Origin of the sequence: Nostoc sp., assembly GCF_036916655.1 — a bacterium.
Classification (GTDB): domain Bacteria; phylum Cyanobacteriota; class Cyanobacteriia; order Cyanobacteriales; family Nostocaceae; genus Nostoc.
Genome location: NZ_JBALFY010000068.1, coordinates 62,088 through 82,241, shown reverse-complemented (window position 1 = coordinate 82,241; position 20,154 = coordinate 62,088). Strand labels below are relative to the sequence as shown.

Sequence of the window (20,154 nt, the reverse complement as noted above, 5' to 3'; positions counted from 1 at the left end):
TTAATTACAGCTATTTTCAGGTAACTAGACCACGCCGTAGGGGCAAAGCCATACTGTGCCCTGACGACAGATGTGGTTCAAATACAGAAAACTGCTGTCAGACCAAAAACGCAATTATGGAGCGGCATTAAAAACATTATTCACGTAAGTATTAACAAGACCTCGAGACAGATTTTTAATGCCAGCAGGAAGAGGAGCATATCCACGAGCTATAGCTATAGCATTCGGGTCGATTGTCACATCTGTTCCTGGCGCTGGAACCGGTGGTACTCCTAAAGCCCAGTTGATGAATCCTTTAATCTGATTGGCTACGTTAACGTTTGCGTATTTGTCATAAAATAGTAGGTAAGTTGCCGTAACAATCGGATAAGCATTTGCCGCTGCTGGATCGGTGACAACGAGTTTAATCCGCCGAGCATTTGTATCTTGGTCAGTCGCACCAACAAAAGCATTTGAAATTGTAGTTGGTGAGATGGCATTGTAAGTACCTGCCTTGTTCTTTAAGACAGCAGCTTGCAGACTATTCGCTAACCGTGTTGCACTATCCACATAACCAATTGCACCATCAGTAGTTTTGATTTTAGTGGCTACACCTCCACCTCCTGAAGCGAATTGGAAATTGGCTGGCCAAACAACTGTATCGGCTGGTAGTGGATTGGGTATACCACCAGCAGGTTGAGCAATACTTTTTTTGCCAACTCCTCTGTTCCATGTAGCACCAAACGCTGCTTTGAGATGAGCGCTTAAAGCAAAAGTGGTACCACTATCGTCACTACGACGCACTACAACAATGGGCTTATTTGCTGAAATTGCTACGCCACCGTTATCTGCTTTAATTTGGGGAGCATTCCAATTTGTGATGGTGCCGTTAAGAATACCCAGGTAAGTAGCTCGTGAAAGCTTAATTCCACCTGCTGGTACAGTTAGACCAACGGGGTTATAAGCTAAGGCAATTCCGACGCTAATCACAGGCACTTGAATGTATGGAACAGGGTTTTGAGGTGTACCTGCGGGGGTGGGAACATCGTTGGGACTGCCAACAACTCTTTCTGTTCCTAATACAGGGTCGTCAGTAGCAGCAAAAGAGATTGGGGCTAAGATAGTTGCAGCATTAGGTGGTACTGGTGGCACGGTTTGATTGAAAAAAGCTGTTAGCCCTGCACCACTACCAATGGAAGCATATCTGAATGTGGATAATGTAGTGAGTGGACCATAGCTTCCGTTTGGAAATCCGGTTAGGGCTGGAGGTACATTGTTATTGAGGGATGGAGGATTTCCAACACCGTAAGCGTTAAACCATGAGTCTTTCGGCGCAAGAGGATAGGAAGTTCCTGTACCTATAAGCAAGGTAGTTATAGAGCTTGCACCTGCACCATTCACAGATGTTACTCCTGCTGGAGGAGGAGTGGTGGAGGTCTGAGCTAGAGATTTCTGAGCAGCAGATTGGCCTACTACTAAACCAGTTGCTAGGGCTAGTACAGTAATTGAACTTGCCAATTTATTTAATTGGCGATTGCAATAAAAAGTCATGTCAAGCTCCTTGAAATTAATTTCTGATTCAACACCCCATTCAAGCCAAATCAAGTGTCAAACTGACGATGAAAACAACCTTTTATAAGCACAATAAACTTGTGCCTTAAAAAGGCTATTAATAAATCGAAAATTTGCACCAAAGTCTGAAGAATGTAGAGCAAATTAGAGGCAAAGCCTTCAATATGTAGAGGGAACTAAGCTATTGCTTATACACCCGAAAACATAATCATCTGAATTATGAAAATTACTTTCTTTCAATGTAGATATGCAGCAACCTGCCACCAACTACCGCTAGTTGCGAAGTAAAGAAAGTCAATATTTCACGAATCTTTGTAAGACTGCTATAGCTAATAGCTGTTAAATTATGCCAACGAAATCAACACTATAGTCTGAAGGTAAAGCTCAAATCATGATTACATTATGAAATGATTAAAAAATAAATATATTTATGGAATTTAGAAGTATTTTAAAAGTGGTATTAGGATGCTAATATTACTCTCGTCAGAGTAAAATCTCAAGCTTTTGCATATATCTAGTTTTGCTTCTTAAGATTTTTTTAGAGGTTTTAATCAGCATTTAATATAATTGACTAATAATATCAGTTTACTTGACACAAAGCACAGTATATAGATTCACTAGGCATCCATATTTAATAGTTATTTCTGCCGAAATTGTTGATTTCCCAGTATTTTTGTGTTTTTCACGACAGATATCAAAAAGAATAAAATATTTTGTCTAATTTTACTTTATTATTTATAGCGGTTCTCGAATGGAGGCAATACAGTTTTATCTCTCTTCCATTCCTCTCTCCGATTCGGCTACGGTGTACACACAAGTACTATCTGAAAGGGTTTCAGGCGTTATAGACCCCTTAAATTGTCATTACGAGCGCAGTGATAACAGAGCGAACGCGAGTGCGTCTCGTAGAGGAGTAATCACATAATCCCGTGAGTTTTTGCGATTGCTTATCTACGACACGTTGTTCGCGAACGCAATGGCTTACATTAAATTGGTATGAGGTAAGGAAAGCCAAGGCTTTGAAGTTAGATGAGAAGATTCTCAAAGTCGAGCAGGATTTTAGGAGGTCAAGCTTGAGGTTTGCAACCTAGTACACTACGGTGTAAATAAACCACTCATTCCAAATCACGAAATTCTTACGCTGTATTCATTCTGACTTTTGACTTCCACGTTGCGGTACTAGCTTTTCAAATCAGAAATATTTAGTTTTAGATAAATCTTAATATTATGTTAACTTAACTTCATAATACTGATGTAGAATATAGAACTTTACTACAAGTTCGTAATTTGATTAACAATCATGTTAAAGCATGTTAAATTGTAGTAGCTGTAAATTTTGAAAAAAGAGCAATTATAGTACACTATAGGAAAAATAGCAAATGTTTAGACAAAGTTCTCACGAGAGAAACTTTTTCAAAGCTTTAACTGGTAGTGCGGCGAAAGAATCTCACAAGTTAAGACTGGCATTTAAATCCTGTCTGACTGTTCTGGTTGAATCTGTACCGTTTTTGATTGCTTGTGCTGTATTCGTTAGCGTTATCAGCCTAAAAAGTCCTATTCTGCTCTTTTGCTTACTGGTTGGTAGTTTAATTGCAGTTATTACCCAGCAAATTGGGCAGCAAGTGAATTTACCAAGGCGATCGCTAATATTATTACAAATTTTAGCAGCAGCGATCGTTCTGAGTTTATATTGGTTAGACTGTTTTGCAGCCCCCGCACAAGCACAGTTTTTTGGGGAAGCTGAAAAGTTTTTCAAAAAAACCTTACAAGATGGTTCAGCAACCAATGCTGGTGGTAGCGACACAGCAGTTAGTTTGATATTTAATGTGTTGCGGGCAATTTACTTACTTTATATTGCAATCTCCCTAGTTGGTGTGATCAATGCAGTGCGTAAAGATGAAGATTGGCAAAGCATCGCCAGAACTCCCCTATTAGTGGTTGTTGCTGTTACCATTGCTGATGTACTCACACGCTTTGTAATTGGCGATAGCAGTAAATAATTCAGATATTTCAAATGTCTCAAGAGCGGGAACAAGAATTTCGTCCAGTCAATCAAGTTCTGGGAAGTCAACCTTCATTAGGGCCAATTCCTGCCGATCAAATTCTTCCTTGGACAGTCATTGCCCTAGCCTCCTATTTTATGATCAATGGAATTTTTGGGGGTCTTTTCCAAGAAGAGTTTCAAAAATGGTTGTGGACAGTGCTAATTGCTGGTTGGGGAATCGGAACCTGGTGGATTTTAACTGGTGGTAGGAGTTGGAGTTTTTTAAGTAAATTTATCGGCGTTCCCGCTTGGACAAGAGGCTTTGCTCGTTATCAAAGCTTATTGGAAGTTAACCATGAAGCAAAAAATCGGAAAACAAAGCGTCAGCGTCGCCGGAAATGAAAGTAGATTAACACCATTTGAAGATGCTTTGCACTTGGCGACAATGCTGCGTGTCGCAATTAATGGACGTGATATTGGTGCTTACCTTTTGACAAAAGGCACTCAAAAAGATCGGTTTTGCTTTGTTTTTGGTTTTGATTGTAAGGGAATCCATACTACCTTAAGACCAGAACAAATTGATACACTTTTTAATAACATTGAAGCTGGATTAAAAGACATTCCTAGCGGTGAGCGGATGACGCTGCACTTGGGTTCTTTTAGTTCAGATAAAGAGCGGCAAAAAGAATTAGCAACATTAATTAGAAATTCGCCATCACGAGACATCAAATATTTATTGATGGCGGAGAGAGCCAGAGTTAAAGAATTGACTATCTCTGGGATTCGTAAACCCAAATTTTTACGGATTTATGTTACTTACACCATTGAATCTAACTCACAACATGCAGATGATTGGATCGAAAAGCTTTTAGTCAAAGCTGAATCGTGGTGGTTGAAATTCAAAGGGGATCTCTCAGAAGTAGAAAATCAACGCATTGAAACCCTAATCACCAATGCTTACAACCAGGGTTTTCTTCGCTGGGAACAAATTTTATCTAACAAGATGGGATTGGATGTCAAGCCTTTGACTGCTGATGAACTCTGGGGAGACATCTGGAAAAGGTTTAATGATACGCAGCCAATAGATATTCCCCAGTTAATGACTTTAGATGAACAGGGACTACATGAGCAAGTTAATTCTGATTTAGCGAGTACTAAACTACTTTTAGACAATATCCACGGCACAACTTTGCTGATGGAATCTAGTGTACCTTGTGCCGATCGCCGCTGGGTTAATGTTAACAATCGTTATATTGGCGCACTGTCATTTCTCGAAAAACCCGGTGGTTGGCCCAATAAATCTGCCCAACTGCGCTATTTATGGGAACTGTTAGCTAGAGAAACAGTAGTAGATACAGAAATATTTTGTGAGTTGACTGCTGCAAATCCAGCATTGGTAAAAACGACTCTGCAACGAGTGCTAAAGCAGTCAAACATGACAACAATTCTAGCTCAAGAAAAAAGTAAAACTATTGATGTCAATGCTCAATTAAAGTTGAAGAAATCGGTAGCCGCGCAAGAACAATTATTTGAAGGTGCAGTCCCGATTTATACGAGTATCGCCATTTTAGTACATCGTCCAACTGTCGAAAAATTAGATGAGGCGACAAGATATATTGAAAACTGTTTTCAACGTCCAGCCAAGGTAATTAGAGAAACTGAGTATGCTTGGAAAATTTGGCTGCAAACTCTACCAATAGTTTGGGAAGGTTTGTTAGCAACACCCTTCAACCGTCGCCAGCTATATTTAACCAGTGAAGTTCCCGGATTAATGCCTTTGGTTTTAACTAAAAAAGGTGACAGACAAGGTTTTGAGTTGATTGCAGAAGAAGGTGGAACACCCATACATTTAGATTTATTTAATCAACACAAAAATTTAGCTTTGTTTGCGACAACTCGTGCCGGTAAATCGGTATTGGTGTCAGGGATTTTAACTCAAGCTTTGGCACATGGGATTCCGGTTGTAGCGCTAGATTTCCCGAAACCTGATGGGACATCTACTTTCACTGACTACACAGAGTTTATGGAGGGAAATGGGGCCTATTTTGATATCTCGAAGCAATCGAATAACTTATTTGAACAGCCAGATTTACGATCGCTAGAAGCAGAACAACAGCGCGATCGCTTCAACGATTATACCGCCTTCCTCGAATCAGCGTTAATGACAATGGTTTTAGGATCGTCCACTGAAAGTCAAATTTTATCGCAAACCGTGCGATCGCTACTCAACCTCGCTTTAGAAGCCTTCTTTAGAGATGAAGGCATCCAAGAGCGATATCGGCAGGCGATGGCGGCTGGATTTGGTACTCTTGCTTGGCAGAAAACCCCCACTTTAAAAGATTTTCTCTTCTTTTGCTCACCCGAACACTTGCAGCTAAGTTCTTTAACTGGCAGAGTAGAAGACGCTCTCAGTCAAATTCAGTTGCGCTTACGGTTTTGGCTTTCTAGCCGCGTCGGACAAGCCATTTCTGCACCATCTAGCTTTCCTACCGATGCACAACTTTTAGTTTTTGCGCTCAGAAACTTATCAGATAGTGAAGATGCAGCCGTACTATCCTTAAGTGCCTATTCAGCCGCACTACGACGTGCATTAAGTAGTCCAGCTTCCATATTCTTTATCGACGAAGCACCAATTCTCTTTGAATTCGAGCAAATTTCTGACTTAGTTGGCAGAATTTGTGCCAATGGCGCTAAAGCCGGTATTAGAGTCATCCTATCAGGACAAGATCCTGATACGATCGCCAAATCTAAAGCTGCATCAAAAATATTGCAAAACCTGACAACAAGATTAATTGGACGCATTCAGCCGGTTGCAGTAGATAGTTTTGCAGACATCTTGAAATATCCCCGCCAAGTTATTTCTCGTAATGCATCAGAAAGCTTTTTTCCCCGCAAAGAAGGCGTTTATAGTCAATGGCTATTAGATGATAACGGTAGTTATACATTCTGCCGTTACTATCCAGGTTACGAACAATTAGCAGCAGTTGCTAATAACCCTTATGAACAAACTGCACGTAGCCAAATGATGCAACTTCACAGCGATAAATATGAAGCAATTTCGGCGTTTGCACGTCAGTTAGTGGCGACTCTGCGTAGTAGTTAATCGGATTCTGTAAGCACTTAACAATGTCGTCTACCTTTTTCAGGCACAGATGTATGCAAAAAACTACCATTTTTACTTTTACCTTGTTATCCCTAGCAATACTACCAGCAATGGCACAAATCCAGACGGGTGCATTAGGTCAAGTTTGGACTGATTTTCAATCATATTCCACAGATTTACAAAACTATCTTCAATATAATCTGAGCGACAATTTAAAACCTGTAGAAGTACAAAGTCAAAATGCTCTGAGTAATTCTAAGGGAGATTTGAATATACCTAATCCTGTCGCGGCGGGACAAAAGGTTCGTGATGATTTGATTCTCTACTCTTCTAATTCTGACTCTCGTTCAAGTCGCTTTGAGAATAATTCCGCAGTGCGGGGAAATTTAGTTAGTAATGAACTAAACCGTGTAATTACCCGTGGAGTAGCGGTAGGTGTTCTCGGTCAAAATGGACAAATTCGGGCAAAAGCGAAGTTAGAAAATACTGAGCAAAGTCTAAAAAGTATTGCAACATTGACTAGTAAAATTAACCAGATAATCGGTAACAATAATTTTGCTAATGTTGGTGCAGCTACGGGGATTCCAGCATTAGGAACCTTGTTAGGTTCTATTCAATCGCAAACTAGTCAAATCCAAGAAGAACAAGTAAAAATTGTAGCTGAAACATTTGCTCAGACATTACAAACGAATCAGTATTTGCAATATTCCAACTTAAATTTAGCAAACATTTCTCAACAGGCTGAAGAAGCAAATCGCGCTCGCAGAGTAGAAACATCTACAGAAGCAGCGCGACTTTTACGAGCAACTTCTCAACTAGATTTGTTTGGCAGAAAAGTTAATAAATAGGATTTTAATAGATTTTTTAAAATCCTTGAAATTAGGAAAATCTAAAAAACAGTTTAGTAGGGTGCGTTAGTAACTTAACCCACCCTACAAAATCTAAGAAAACAGCCCATAAATTCAAAATGCAACTTGCTATTCAACTAATTTTTGCCCAAACAGGCATTGATCAAATTATCGATAATGGGACTGCAACTTCCCAAAGTATTGCCGAAGGTTGGGATAAACAATGGCTGGATTTATTACAAAATAACACCAGTAATAACTTGTATGGAGCGCTGACAAATCTGGGTATTTTCTTCGCAGTAGGAACCCTGTTATTTTTTATGATACAATTCCTCAAAGACTTAATATCCTACGAATATACACGTCCCATATCAGCTTTGATTTGGCCTTTTATTGTGGTAGTTCTCTTAAGTAATTCCGGCAATGGAAGTATACTTGCTAATCTGACGCTGGGAGTGCGGAATTTTTTAAACACTGTGAATCAGCAAGTGGTGGTATCAGCAGACGCAGATAAAATATACCAACAAGCACTGAATATGAGTGTTGCTGAAGAAGTAGCTGGTTCCTTACTACGTCCTTGTCAATCGCTGACTGGCGAACAACAAAGTCAATGCTTTGTCAAAGCTGCCGAAAAAATCAACGTTCTCTGGCAGAAATATCGAAATACTTATGGTAATAAAAGCTGGATAATTAGACTACAAAATAAGGTAGATAATATTCGCTATGGCACTGGTCTTGTATCAGAAACCTCTTTTAATTCTTTATTAGGTTCGACAGTCCAAACGAGTATCAAAAACTTTTTAGTTTCCTTACAATATGCCTTTCAGAATTTGATAGAAGCTAGTATGTTGCTAATAGCTGCTTTAGGGCCAATAGCTGTAGGTGGTTCTTTGCTGCCTGTTGCTGGAAAACCAATTTTTGCATGGCTGACTGGATTTCTATCTATTGGAATTGCCAAGATTTCGTTCAATATTATTGCTGTGCTAACTGCCGCAGTTATTGTCAATGGCCCTGGTCAAAATGCTAATGTTGATCCAGATTTAATGTGGTTCATAATTTTTCTGGGAATTTTAGCACCGATTTTATCTTTACTTGTGGCTGCTGCTGGCGGTTTTGCAGTCTTTAGCGCTATCAGCAATACGGCTTCTTTAGTAAAAGAGAGGATATAAAAAATTAAAAATTAAAAATGAATTAAATTTTGGCAAGTGCTGTGAATGCTGACTATATGTAAGAAGCTGAAGTTTTTTGTAGAAGGAGGTGAGTAGATGGTGCGTTTACTAGAGAAAAGACAAACAACGGGTAATACTTTAACAATTTTTGCGATCGCTACCTTTAGTTTACATATATTAGTTTTATTTTTATTCTTATTACAAGGGCTAAATATTCGCCAACTTAGTCTAAGAAAACCTCCTAACTTTGTGCAATTAATCGACGGTAAACCAGTAACTAATATTGATGATTTAGCAAGAGAACCTGAAGCTATTCGTCGATTTGTCAGCAAAACGATGATCTCAATGTTCAGCTGGTCTGGAACCTTACCACCACAAACTATTGAAGAAGTCGCAAACCCCAAATCAGATTTAGGAATACTTATTAACACACCTCAAGGTGGTAGCCAAAAAATTAGTACTAGCAGTTGGGTAGCTAGTTTCGCCTTTTCAGAAGACTTTCGCAAAGGTTTTTTAAGCACAGTTGCAGAAATGACACCGCCAGAAGTCTTCTCCGAAAATCCCAGCCAAGGGATGACATCACAATTAGTTATTAAGCGAGTTTATCCGCCAAAAGAAATTGCACCAGGTAAGTGGCGAGTGGGGATGGTAGCCGACTTAATTCAAAAAAACCGACTTGGTGGTGCAAAACTTATAACTCCTTTTAATAAAGATTTCCTTGTACGCGCGACAGATTATTTCGCTAATCCCCAAACTGACACTAGCACCGACTTACAAAAAGCAATTTATAGTGTCCGCGCAGATAGACTAGAAATTTATGAAGTTCGTAACTTATGTTTGCTAGATAGCTACAACAACCTGAACGGAGATAAATCCAATCAATGCAGCAGTGGACAAACATCTGATAGTTTTATAAGATGATAGATTTCTAATTCGCAGGCTGATAGTTCAATTTATATAATCAATTATTAATGCAATTACTCAAACCAGAAAATAAGAAAAATAGCCCCTTGCCACTGTTGGCAGTAGGAACCCTTGGTTTACATCTATTCACTTTGCTGTTACTAATATTTCATGGGTCTATGTTACAACAGTTAGGACGGCAACTTACACCTCAAAGTTTGGTGCAGCTTGTTGATGGTCGCACCATAACCGTAGATCCCCAACCAAATTTAGAGCGTCAGCCGGAGGCTATTCGGCGGTTTGTAGGTGAAACTATGAGCTTAATGCTCACCTGGTCACAGCAACAACCACCAACACAAGTCTGGGAAATTAGCTCTCAACTGGTAGCTGATAATTTTAAACAAAAATTTAAGTCAGAAATTACTAATTTAAATCCAGATAGCCAATTTGAAAATGTTAATAGAGGCGCGGAGAATGTATTAGTCATCCAAAAAATTTCTCAACCTACAGCAGTAGGTAATGGAAAATGGAAAGTAGAGATGTTTGCCAATCAATTAATTTTTAGCAGTTATGATAAGTTGGGAAAATCAGTTTCCTTTAATAAACAAATTTTAGTTAGAGCCATAGATGAACCAGCAACTTCACTACCAAATGCACCACTACCATTGCACTTTGCAGCTTACCGCCTTGGTGAAGCCAGATTAGAAATTTATAATGTCTGTGAAATCCAAGATAAAAATTGTTCTGGAAATCCCAACTAAGCTCTACTATGACTCGATACTCAATTCCTGCGGAAACCCCTCCCCAAAATGGATTTACTCTCAGCACTGACGATCGCCAACCAGAAGTAGAATCTTTAGATTGGGAATCACGGATGTCAAGGTTAGTCGGCTTTGAAGAAGAATCTTCTACCGCTACCCAAGGTTCAGAAGACTCGGCAACGCTGCCAGAGTCGGTTTCTCAACCACAAGAAGTTCAGACTAAGCAACCACTCTCATCGAATCCTTTTGCAAAATTAGGCTTGGTAGGCGCTGCTACCTTAGCGATCGTTTTGTTGGGTGGTCTGTTTTTGTCCAAATTGATGAGTACCAGCAGTCAAAAGCCTAAAAATCTTGTTTCAGCACCAGTACAAGAGCAACCCATTACTGAATCTAAATCTCAACAGCTAGAAGCTGAAGTAGACACTCTCAAAACAAAATTAGCCCTGACTGAACAAGCACAGATGGTGAAAGCTGCCCAACAACAGCTAAGAATTGTCAAATCAACGCCGACAGTAACCTTACAACAACCGTCAGTTAGACAGAAAGTGATCCCAACACCCCCACCAACAGCTTACGTACCTCCGACGGTAACTGAGCGTATCGTTCGTGTAACTCCTTCTCAACCTTTCACATCAGCCCAACTACCAGTTGTTAGGCCAAACACTCAACCCGTAGTTAATATAACTCCACCATCTCCACCAAGCCCATTTGAAGAGTGGGCAAGGTTAGCAAAATTAGGTAGCTATGGTCAAGTAAATGCTAGCAATCAACCTACTAGTAATATAGCTACTTTGGAACCTGTAAATAATGCCCAGCCACAGAATAATAGGCAGCCACAGACACCAAACCCCAGTCCTGAGCAAACCCCAGAACCTCAAGCTCCTATGGTTAGTCAAGCTCAACCCCAGGGACAGAAATCTGTAGCAGTCGGGACTAGTGCCAAAGCGGTGTTGGCAACAGCGATATTTGGGGAAACTTCTAATAAGTCAGGTGGTGGTGAAACAGGCGAAGGAAAAAACGTATTTGTGATTCGATTGCAAGAACCGCTCAAATCTACCGATGGTTCTTCGGCTCTACCTGCAAACACCGAATTCCTAGCTGAAATTAGTTCCCTCTCCGAACAAGGTCTTTTGCAGATGAACATAGTTAAAGTTATTTCGCAAAATAATGGCAATCCTCTAGAACGAAGCTTACCCAACAATGCAATTATTCTTCGTGCTACCCAAGGTAAACCTTTAGTAGCCAATAAATTTCCTAGTCAAAGCTCGTCTATCGCATCAATGGATCTGGGACTATTTGTTTTGGGAGGCGTTGGGAAAGCGGCAGAGTTAATAAATCGCCCCGATACTGAACTCCAACCACTTATTTCAACAGTTACCAACGCCGACGGCTCCACCAGTAGCTCCAGCCAAATTACTACTGTCACTAAGAACAGACGCAACCTTGCAGCCGGGGTTGTAGAAGGTGGTTTGAACTCTGTAGTACCCCAAATTGCTCAACGTAATCAGCAGGCGATCGCTCAAATGTCACAGCAAACTAACATTTGGTTTTTGCCAGCAGGCACAAATGTTGAAGTATACGTTAATCAAGTAACCCAGTTTTAAGAGGTAGTATTTCTACCAATCTTAGATATTTGCAACCATGAAAAAGAATACTAAATTACCAGGAAATACCTATTATTATTTCCTACCTATAGCTTCCTTAATTTTCTCGGTTGCTATGTTCTTATTGGTAGGTCGTGCTTTAGCTAATAATGCCGTTTTGCGTTCTATATTTTCTTGCCAAGCGCAAGGTTTAGGAGGATTAATACCGACAATCAACGTTTGGTATGGGCAAGGCACAAACTTAAGCTTTATTCCGGCTGGAGAAGTAATTAAAAAAGTTTGGTTAAACGATCCATCACAGGTAACGATGGATTTTGATGGCCCGGTATGTATGCAGTTTGGTCTAAAACCTAATACTAGTTCAGGAGATTGTAAAAACTCAGCCGCGAATGTAATCCAACTCAGACGAATTCAAAAACTGGATATTCCTGGACTTCCTAACACTAACAATACACTTTTAACAGTTATTACCGAAGCCCAAGGTAAAAACAAGTTATATACTTTTAAAGTGATATATAAAACAGATAGTCCTGAATATCATACTTTAGCAATTTTCCCCGATCCTTCTGGTCAAGAAGGTGCTTGTGCGAGAGTTTCACAATAAAATAATTCATCTCATTAGCAGTGATGGCAGCAATAGTACTGAGTTTGGTGTATTGACAAATAAATTATTTAACAGATGTACTGCGTTGCTTGGAGGTAGAAGGATTGTTGTGGGTAGAGGCTAATTTGTGTGAGTCAGCAAGCCCTATCTCAACGCCCAGAAAGCTTACCAGCACATTTGTTTATCAAGCTGTTTGAGCAAGTGATAGAGCGTCTAGCAGTTAAAAAAAGTAAAAATGAAATAGCACGTTTTTTAGACGCGATTCCTCGCGTCTCTACATGAGGGCTTTCTGGCTATCCAAGCGTGGGTAAAACTGGATCTGACTTGTGTGTACATAGGGTTAAGCCACTGAAGGCAGTGTCACATAGGTTCTAAATCCCCATAACATAATTACGAATTACGACTTTTTAAAGAGTGCTGTTTATAACGCACTATACATAATAGAACAATTAGTAATATAAGCGCTTTCATCATTGATGGCTCCACTACCTTTCTCACTTCCGTAGGGGGTTTAGGAGTAACATTACACGGAATCTCCATGATCTGTGTGTGATTGGAACTATTACCACTAGGAGTTAGATCGCATTCACCTTTATTGGTGAGAGACAAAGGTGTATTTGTTGGAGAAGGTGTACTTACTGGAGAAGGTGTATTTCCTAAAGAAACTGATGATTTAGCTGAAGAACTATCACCACTCAGTAGTAGAAGCAGAATTAAACCAAGACCTGCAACTCCGATTATTGGCCCAAGTGGAAATGAATCAGAATTGTCGAGTGTCAAAACATCTCCCTCAGAACCAGGGAAAGCATCGAAAGCAATTGTTTCTCCATCCAAGGGTGCTGGATTGTCACTTAGTAAAGTATCTCCGGCGATATCTTCTCCTAAGAGCTGATTAAATTCTTGTGGAATCCCGTTATTGGGGCGTCCGAGTTCCCCACCATCTTCGGAGTATGGAAATGATAGTACTTCAAAAATCTTCTGTTGGAGTTGGTTCTGATCTCCAGAACTCAATGCATCCAAGCCTGTAGAGATTTTATTTAAATAAAAATTTGTCATCTCTGGCGATAGACCTAGAGATTGAATCTGCTCATTAATGTTGGGAATTTTCGAGGCCTCTTCAAACAGCAGTCGTCCGTATGACAATTTTAGGTCTAGTAACCCACTACGGAGGCTGACCGAGTTATCTACCCCTGAGTACGGTGCCCAGTAGAACTGCTTAGTTACAAGTCCGAGTCCTTCTACTGGATTGCGACCAAAAGGTTGTCCAAGAAGGTATTGAGATCCATCCATGATTGCGGGAGATGCGTTTCTCCAAAATGAGGCGTAAGGCACCGCAGAGAGATTAGGATTATTGCCGTAAAAGCTAGCGAAATTCTGAAAGTTTTTCTCACCACCAGCTGCTCGCATCAGGAGGTTTTGATAACTAGTTCCGTTATTTAACTCCACTAATTGTTGGATTACCGATCCTGTTTTATTGCAGGTAAGACCAAATCCCACATCACATGCAGGAATGACTCGCATCTGATTCAAATTCTGGTTATTGAGTTGGTACTGGAGATACTCAGACTCCAGTCCTTGTTGGATACCATAGCGGCCAACATTTAACTGTGCAAAAGCTGATTGACATGTAGTGAGTACTACTGCAACAGATGAAAATGCGATCGCTGCAAACCGACTCGCTTTCGACATCGCAATTCTTTGAACAATTGATTTAGGCAAGATGCACCTCCACTAAACGACAACGATTTAATTGGGAATTGGGAAATCAATGAGTCTTTGATGTGAATACTTCAAGTTCTATCTCCCCTAGTTCCCAGTCCCCAATCCCCATTCCCCAATTCAACTCTTAGGTAAATAAATGTTGATCGTGATTCCTGTACCTTTGAGATTTCCTGATGAGAGTGTGTGATACAAGACCAATGCTCGATTTGGTTGGTCAAAAAGAAATCCTCGACGTGTGGGTTTGATCTTCCCTTGCTTTACTAAGGAAACGAAGGTTTCTAAATATCTACGAATACCTTGACGGTTCTCTTGAGTAGTATTCGTATGATGCTCAATCAGCATCATAAAGAAGTCCAAACTACGATTTTCCTGCCCTTGAATCAGACTCCCCTCATCTAAAAAAGAGCTTGCTATAAGCCTGTTATCAACTTGTTTAACCTTAAATAGAGTAAAGTAACGCCCTTCTTTTTTAGGATCGTTCGCATAGCAGACCCAAGAACCCTCTTTATTCTGTGTAAAACCCTGTTCAGCAAGGTAAGAAAGTAAAGAGTTACTTGTCTTAGTTTGTGGTGGAGGCAATAAGTCCTCAATGGGATCTAAAGAGCAAATCCTCTGTGTTGCTTTCGGTTGAGAAACAGCATGATTCTCCCGGAGACGGACGCGTAGAGGTCTGTCATCAGCCATTGCCATGCTAGACATGGCAGCCAAAAAAGATACTTGGAGAGCGATCGCTCCAAACAAACTAACAATGATATTCATGTTTTTCCTGTTACTCTTAGTTACTTTGTTAATAATCGATTTTTTACTAAATCAAGATTGATCTAGCAGTCCTAAATCATTTGTTGAATTTAAGTATTTGCCTCATTTGGTAGAGGTAGCTTAAGTTTTCACCAATCAAATAGAACTTTTATATATAGGTAACTAAATACAAAAATAATCAATATCTAAATAAAACACACAATACTCATGTATTGTTGACAACATAAATCGGGCTTTTTGATATTTTTAGATATACAAAAAACAGTTGACATTGTGTCAAAATTTTTCTATTTACTTTTGTCGAATTTTTTGCCATTCTAAAAGGCTCTTATGCCTTTTTAGCTGGCTGATATGATTCCTAAAAAGGCTTTGTTTAGCTCTTTAGTATCTTGTATAAGCAAACTTTCAAAAGCTCCATGCCTTGCAGATTGGCGCTTTCGTTGATTTCCTGGATAGGTCGAATAATTTTTTGTTCGTTGGAGGCAGCACACTTAACTAGCTGTTTCAGCATGGTTGCAATTTGATGTATAAAATAATATCTCCCTGACAGTAAAATAATATTACCATGAGCTTGAGACGTGCAACAGTATTGTGGACAGTTATCAAAGTTGTACACTGGGAATTGTCACCACATCTTCATTAAATTTCATGGCAAATAGACCAGATGTACAGGGTAAACACATCTAAATTACTCTCGATCGCAACCAACCCTAAGAAGCAACAAAAAATCAGTATTTCCAGTTTTATTTACTTTTCAAGCCTCAAAGTGATGCCTACAGCAGGCTACACCAACCCTAAAATGCTTTGTCGGTAAGCAAGGATTAATGAGATTATTATTGGACTTATTGAGAATATTACAATCATATTGACATAGTGCGATCGCCCCGGATAGTAGACAGAAGAGAGTACTTAGAACAAAGCGAGAATATATACTAAGTGTAGGGACTTGCAAAGCGATCGCATAATGGTGGCTGAATGGCGATGAATTCTCTACGAGAGGCTCTGACTCAGAAATGCAACTTGTCTCTCAAGCATTAGCTGTTGTCTTAAATATTTCTCACCCAACACCTTAGCGATCGCTCTTTTTAACCAACCTGATTAGGCGCAGAGAACACAGAGGAAGAAGAGAGCGATCGCTCATGTGGAATACATATCTTATTGCTGTTGAAACCAAGCCACTAAATCAGCTTCAGTGGAAAAATCTAGTAAGGCTTCCGCTAAATCCTCTAACTGAGTTAAGGATAACCCACGTAGTTGCTCTTGTAATTCAGCAGTAATTACACCAATTCGCTTTGTTAATAGACGCTGGATTATTTTCAATTCTCCTTGTTGTATACCTGACTCCATCCAACTGGTGACGATTTGCATAACTACCTCCTGTTGAGTTGGTTCAAATTGAGCAATTTCAGTCTGGAAAATTTCTTCTTCTTGGGCATTTAGTCGCAGATAAGTATCAATAAACCCGGAAATCAATTGTATTCGCGCTGGATCTAGGTGCAAGGTAGCTAACAGGCGCAGACACTCAGATTTTACTCTGGGACGATCTTTTGGCGCTATGTTCATTTTAGCCATGAGCGCACTAGCTACGGGATTTTGCTGTTGCAGATATTCTCGCCAATTCAGGCGATTTAACTGGATTACATCATAGTTGAACTGCAAAACAACTTTATTGGGAAATGCTACTTGATGAAAATTTGTTTCAGCTTTCTTCGGGCTATCGTAAGAAAACAAAGCGATAGGATACACTGGCAAGGCGTATTTTTCATACAATCTAGCGAAGTAGCAATACATCCGCAAATCAAAAGCTTCTTGATAATAAGCTTGATGTTCTAGATGTACTAGGAAAAACGATTCTTGACCTCTAAATCTTGCTTTTACTAGTAAGTCAGTTTCATATTTTTCTCCAGCAGTAACATCTGTAAATACCTCTTTGTCAATGAAAGAGATCGTATCCCGTTCCAGATAAGCTGTTATCTCTGGAAAAAATAACTCGATGAACTCCCAGAAGAAGGTTGTTAACAGTTCTTTGAATAGGCGATCGTGGTCTATCATGTAAAATTTATATCATGTTTTGATGGGGGATCGCACGCTGGAGATTTTGCAAGCGATCGCTCTTTTTAACGAACCACAGAGGCGCAGAGAACACAGAGGAAAGAGAGAGCGATCGCACGCTGAAGATTTTGCAGGCGATCGCTCTTTTTAACGAACCGCAGAGGCGCAGAGAAAGAAGAGTAAGAAGGGAGGAATCGCATGGTGGATATTTGGTGATCGCTTTTTTATCTCGCGCAGAGGAAAAACAGAAGAGAGCGATCGCACTGTGGAGCTTTTACAGGCAATCGCTTTTTTTAAACGAACCACAAACTAAGCAAATAATTATTTTTCCGCTATTTTAGCAGCGATCGCTCTACCAATGTTATGGAAGTATTCATTTGGTAAAGCTCTAGGAAATTTAGCCATCACAAATACAGTTTGATTATTTCTACTAATAAAGAAATCTTCTAAAGAAGATTCTGAAGGTTTTGTAAATTCAATGTTTGTTATATTCTCCGTTATTTTTCTCCAAAAATATTCAAATGCTCTACCGTAGAAAACAACTGCTTTAGGTTGATGTTCTTGTATTCTCTGTCTGATATGATTAATTCGAGTCTCAACACAATAGTCTTCATAAGTTTTTCTAGTAGATAAAAAAGGAAGTTGAGAATATTCATTATATATCCAATACTTACGAGATAGTGACGGTAAAGTAAATAATTCTAATAAACAAGTCTCTTTATCTTTTCTACCTAGCTCGTTTGTTTGATATTCACGAACATCTTTTATATGAATATTCTCTGTTCCTTTGGCACTTAGTACAATGCGAATTATTGACCTCCATACCGGTACATCTAATTTTGCTTTTGCACCTGGTTGAAAACTCGCCCCATATCCGATAGCTTCATGATATTCTGCAACATCATCTATTTCACATCTGCCCCTGTTTGACCATATATTTATTCTTTTTTCAATATCTTGAAAATCTTCTCCTCTTTCTTCCATACCAATAAACCAATAATTTCCTTTATAATTACCATATCCATAAAATGTATCAACTCTTTCTTCTAGAAACTCATCATTAAAAAAATCTTGACTTAACATAACTCTGTTATTTTACTTGGAAAATTAAAATTTGTTAGTCAAAAGTAATTGAGTATACATGGAATGTCAAGTAAAATAACCAAACTGAAAATTTTCCTAAATTATCAAGTCTATAATAAATAAACTTTCTATTCTTTAATAAATAAACTTTCTATTCTTTGCGCCTTTGCATGAGGTAATTCCCCAACAAAAAAACTTGCCTCAGAAGAATCACACCCCCAAGGCAAGCCAACTCTCTAAATTCTTTCTTTACTCCGCGCCCTTTGCGCCCTTTGCGGTTCGTTTCTCTTAAAGTTGCTTCACTTCAGAAACCAACTTCGACACCATATCCTTAGCGCCACCAAAAAGCATCGTAGTTTTATCCTTGTAGAACAACTCATTATCTACACCGGCAAAACCCGTACTCATCCCGCGCTTAATCACAATCGTCTGCTTCGCCCGATCAACTTCCAAAATCGGCATACCATAAATCGGGCTATTTGTATCACTACGCGCCGCCGGATTTACCACATCATTTGCCCCAATTACTAAAGCCACATCCGCTTGATCGAACTGGGGATTAATATCATCCATGTCGTACAACTGTGTATAAGGCACATTTGCCTCTGCAAGTAACACATTCATGTGTCCCGGCATTCTACCAGCAACAGGGTGAATGGCATACTTGACATCAACGCCCATTTTTTCTAACTGATCTGACAATTCCCGGACGCTATGTTGCGCTTGGGCAACTGCCATACCATAACCAGGCACAATTACCACAGAACGGGCATAACCCAACATCATCGCGCCTTCTTCAGGATCGATGCTGCGGACGCTTTGATCGATCGCACCACCACTAGCAGCAGCACCACCAGAACTAGAACCAGTACCAAAAGCGCTGAACAGCACACTAAATAAGGAGCGGTTCATCGCCTTACACATAATCTCGGTGAGGATTAAGCCAGATGCTCCCACCAAAGCCCCAGCAATGATTAACATATTGTTCATCACCACGAACCCAGCCGCCGCCGCCGCCACACCTGACAACGAGTTCAACAGCGAGATTACTACTGGCATATCGCCGCCACCAATGGGGATGACGAACATCACACCTAACACCAATGAAACGCCAACCACTCCCAAGAATATGGGTAAGCTATCTGGTGTGATGATTAAGTAGGCACTACCTACTATATAAGCACCCAGAAGCAAAAGGTTAAATGGTTGCTGGAATGGAAATGTAATCGGGGAACCGCTAATTAAACCTTGCAATTTGGCAAAGGCTAAAAAACTACCGGTGAAGGTAACACCACCGATTAACACGTCCAATAGCATGGAAATGTTGACATCTAGCGGTATTGCTTGAGAACTATCTAATAATCGCCAAAATTCGGCAACGGCTACTAATGCCGAAGCCGCACCACCCAAACCGTTGAGTAAACCCACCATTTGGGGCATTTCGGTCATTTGGACTTTGTAAGCAACGATCGCACCAATTCCCGATCCAATCGCCAAGCCCAACAATATCATCTCGTAGTTCAACACATGTTGATCGAGCATTGTTGCCACGATCGCTAGTAGCATCCCCACAGCCGCTACGAGATTACCGTTTCTCGCTGTAGCAGGCGATCCCAGCTTTTTCAAGCCCAGAATAAATAACGATGCAGCGACTAAGTACGTCAGCTGAATGCCAGTTGGTAAAAAGTCGCTCACGCCTTAATCTCCTTCTTCTTGAACATTTGCAACATTCTGTCTGTCACTAAAAAACCACCCACAACGTTGACTGTTGCTAATACCACAGCAATCAAACCGAGAATTACCGAAACATTCGTTTCTCTAGCACCAGCAGCAACTATTGCTCCCAGTACCGAAATGCCAGAAATCGCGTTCGAGCCTGACATTAAGGGCGTGTGTAGAGTCGGCGGGATTTTGTTGATGACTTCAAAGCCAATAAAAGATGCCAAAACAAATACAAACAAAGCAGCAAGTAATGCCTCTGTCATGAAATCAAAACTCCTTGTATAAATGG

At 40.0% G+C, this 20,154-nt stretch carries 19 protein-coding genes; 11 read left to right on the top strand and 8 right to left on the bottom strand.

Annotation, left to right across the window (positions count from 1 at the left end; translation table 11 throughout):
- Positions 1-114: 114 nt before the first annotated feature.
- The gene (locus tag V7L31_RS18585) at positions 115-1,530 is read right to left on the bottom strand and encodes a substrate-binding domain-containing protein (RefSeq protein WP_334697603.1); all 1,416 of its coding nucleotides are present in this window, start codon (positions 1,528-1,530) and stop codon (positions 115-117) included.
- 1,400 nt (positions 1,531-2,930) lie between these two features.
- On the opposite strand from V7L31_RS18585, the gene V7L31_RS18580 reads away from it, so the two are divergent.
- From V7L31_RS18580 to V7L31_RS18535, 10 genes are all read left to right on the top strand, one after another.
- Positions 2,931-3,551 (top strand): hypothetical protein, encoded by a 621-nt coding sequence (locus tag V7L31_RS18580; protein ID WP_334697602.1) that lies wholly within the window; start codon positions 2,931-2,933, stop codon positions 3,549-3,551.
- A 14-nt stretch (positions 3,552-3,565) separates the two neighbouring features.
- Positions 3,566-3,937 carry a hypothetical protein gene (locus tag V7L31_RS18575; protein WP_334697601.1) on the top strand — a complete coding sequence of 124 codons (372 nt, stop codon included), beginning with the start codon at positions 3,566-3,568 and terminating at the stop codon, positions 3,935-3,937.
- Positions 3,891-6,638, top strand: a complete 2,748-nt coding sequence (locus V7L31_RS18570; protein WP_334697600.1) for a hypothetical protein — start codon at positions 3,891-3,893, stop codon at positions 6,636-6,638. Before V7L31_RS18575 ends, V7L31_RS18570 begins: the two co-directional genes overlap by 47 nt.
- A gap of 53 nt (positions 6,639-6,691) precedes the next feature.
- Positions 6,692-7,486 carry a hypothetical protein gene (locus tag V7L31_RS18565; protein ID WP_334697599.1) on the top strand — a complete coding sequence of 265 codons (795 nt, stop codon included), beginning with the start codon at positions 6,692-6,694 and terminating at the stop codon, positions 7,484-7,486.
- A 119-nt stretch (positions 7,487-7,605) separates the two neighbouring features.
- A complete protein-coding gene (locus V7L31_RS18560) occupies positions 7,606-8,655 on the top strand; it encodes a hypothetical protein (RefSeq protein WP_334697598.1) in 1,050 nt (349 codons plus the stop codon).
- Positions 8,656-8,751: 96 nt separating this feature from the next.
- Complete coding sequence (locus V7L31_RS18555; protein WP_334697597.1) at positions 8,752-9,576, top strand: hypothetical protein; 825 nt, start codon at positions 8,752-8,754, stop codon at positions 9,574-9,576.
- A gap of 50 nt (positions 9,577-9,626) precedes the next feature.
- On the top strand, positions 9,627-10,319 hold the full coding sequence (locus tag V7L31_RS18550) for a hypothetical protein (RefSeq protein ID WP_334697596.1): 693 nt from the start codon (positions 9,627-9,629) through the stop codon (positions 10,317-10,319).
- Positions 10,320-10,327: 8 nt separating this feature from the next.
- Complete coding sequence (locus V7L31_RS18545; protein WP_334697595.1) at positions 10,328-11,923, top strand: hypothetical protein; 1,596 nt, start codon at positions 10,328-10,330, stop codon at positions 11,921-11,923.
- Between the two features lie 37 nt (positions 11,924-11,960).
- Positions 11,961-12,527, top strand: a complete 567-nt coding sequence (locus V7L31_RS18540; protein WP_334697594.1) for a hypothetical protein — start codon at positions 11,961-11,963, stop codon at positions 12,525-12,527.
- Positions 12,528-12,656: 129 nt separating this feature from the next.
- On the top strand, positions 12,657-12,809 hold the full coding sequence (locus V7L31_RS18535) for a hypothetical protein (protein WP_334697593.1): 153 nt from the start codon (positions 12,657-12,659) through the stop codon (positions 12,807-12,809).
- 108 nt (positions 12,810-12,917) lie between these two features.
- On the opposite strand, the gene V7L31_RS18530 is transcribed toward V7L31_RS18535, so the two are convergent.
- From V7L31_RS18530 to V7L31_RS18520, 3 genes are all read right to left on the bottom strand, one after another.
- Positions 12,918-14,246, bottom strand: coding sequence for a hypothetical protein (locus tag V7L31_RS18530; RefSeq protein WP_334697592.1), 1,329 nt, complete (start codon positions 14,244-14,246; stop codon positions 12,918-12,920).
- 120 nt (positions 14,247-14,366) lie between these two features.
- Positions 14,367-15,008 (bottom strand): hypothetical protein, encoded by a 642-nt coding sequence (locus V7L31_RS18525; protein WP_334697591.1) that lies wholly within the window; start codon positions 15,006-15,008, stop codon positions 14,367-14,369.
- A gap of 1,155 nt (positions 15,009-16,163) precedes the next feature.
- Positions 16,164-17,060 carry a DUF4351 domain-containing protein gene (locus tag V7L31_RS18520; protein ID WP_334697590.1) on the bottom strand — a complete coding sequence of 299 codons (897 nt, stop codon included), beginning with the start codon at positions 17,058-17,060 and terminating at the stop codon, positions 16,164-16,166.
- Between the two features lie 22 nt (positions 17,061-17,082).
- Between V7L31_RS18520 and V7L31_RS18515 the strand changes: the two genes are divergently transcribed.
- Positions 17,083-17,211, top strand: a complete 129-nt coding sequence (locus V7L31_RS18515) for a hypothetical protein (RefSeq protein WP_334697589.1) — start codon at positions 17,083-17,085, stop codon at positions 17,209-17,211.
- On the opposite strand, the gene V7L31_RS18510 is transcribed toward V7L31_RS18515, so the two are convergent.
- The 4 genes from V7L31_RS18510 to V7L31_RS18495 form a co-directional block, all read right to left on the bottom strand.
- Entirely contained in the window at positions 17,208-17,366 is a 159-nt protein-coding gene (locus V7L31_RS18510; protein ID WP_334697588.1) for a hypothetical protein, read from the bottom strand. The genes V7L31_RS18515 and V7L31_RS18510 overlap by 4 nt on opposite strands.
- Before the next feature lie 15 nt (positions 17,367-17,381).
- Complete coding sequence (locus V7L31_RS18505) at positions 17,382-18,143, bottom strand: hypothetical protein (RefSeq protein WP_334697587.1); 762 nt, start codon at positions 18,141-18,143, stop codon at positions 17,382-17,384.
- 288 nt (positions 18,144-18,431) lie between these two features.
- Complete coding sequence (locus tag V7L31_RS18500; protein WP_334697586.1) at positions 18,432-19,838, bottom strand: NAD(P)(+) transhydrogenase (Re/Si-specific) subunit beta; 1,407 nt, start codon at positions 19,836-19,838, stop codon at positions 18,432-18,434.
- A complete protein-coding gene (locus V7L31_RS18495; RefSeq protein ID WP_179066403.1) occupies positions 19,835-20,128 on the bottom strand; it encodes an NAD(P) transhydrogenase subunit alpha in 294 nt (97 codons plus the stop codon). The genes V7L31_RS18500 and V7L31_RS18495 overlap by 4 nt, the downstream gene beginning before the upstream one ends.
- Positions 20,129-20,154: the final 26 nt, after the last annotated feature.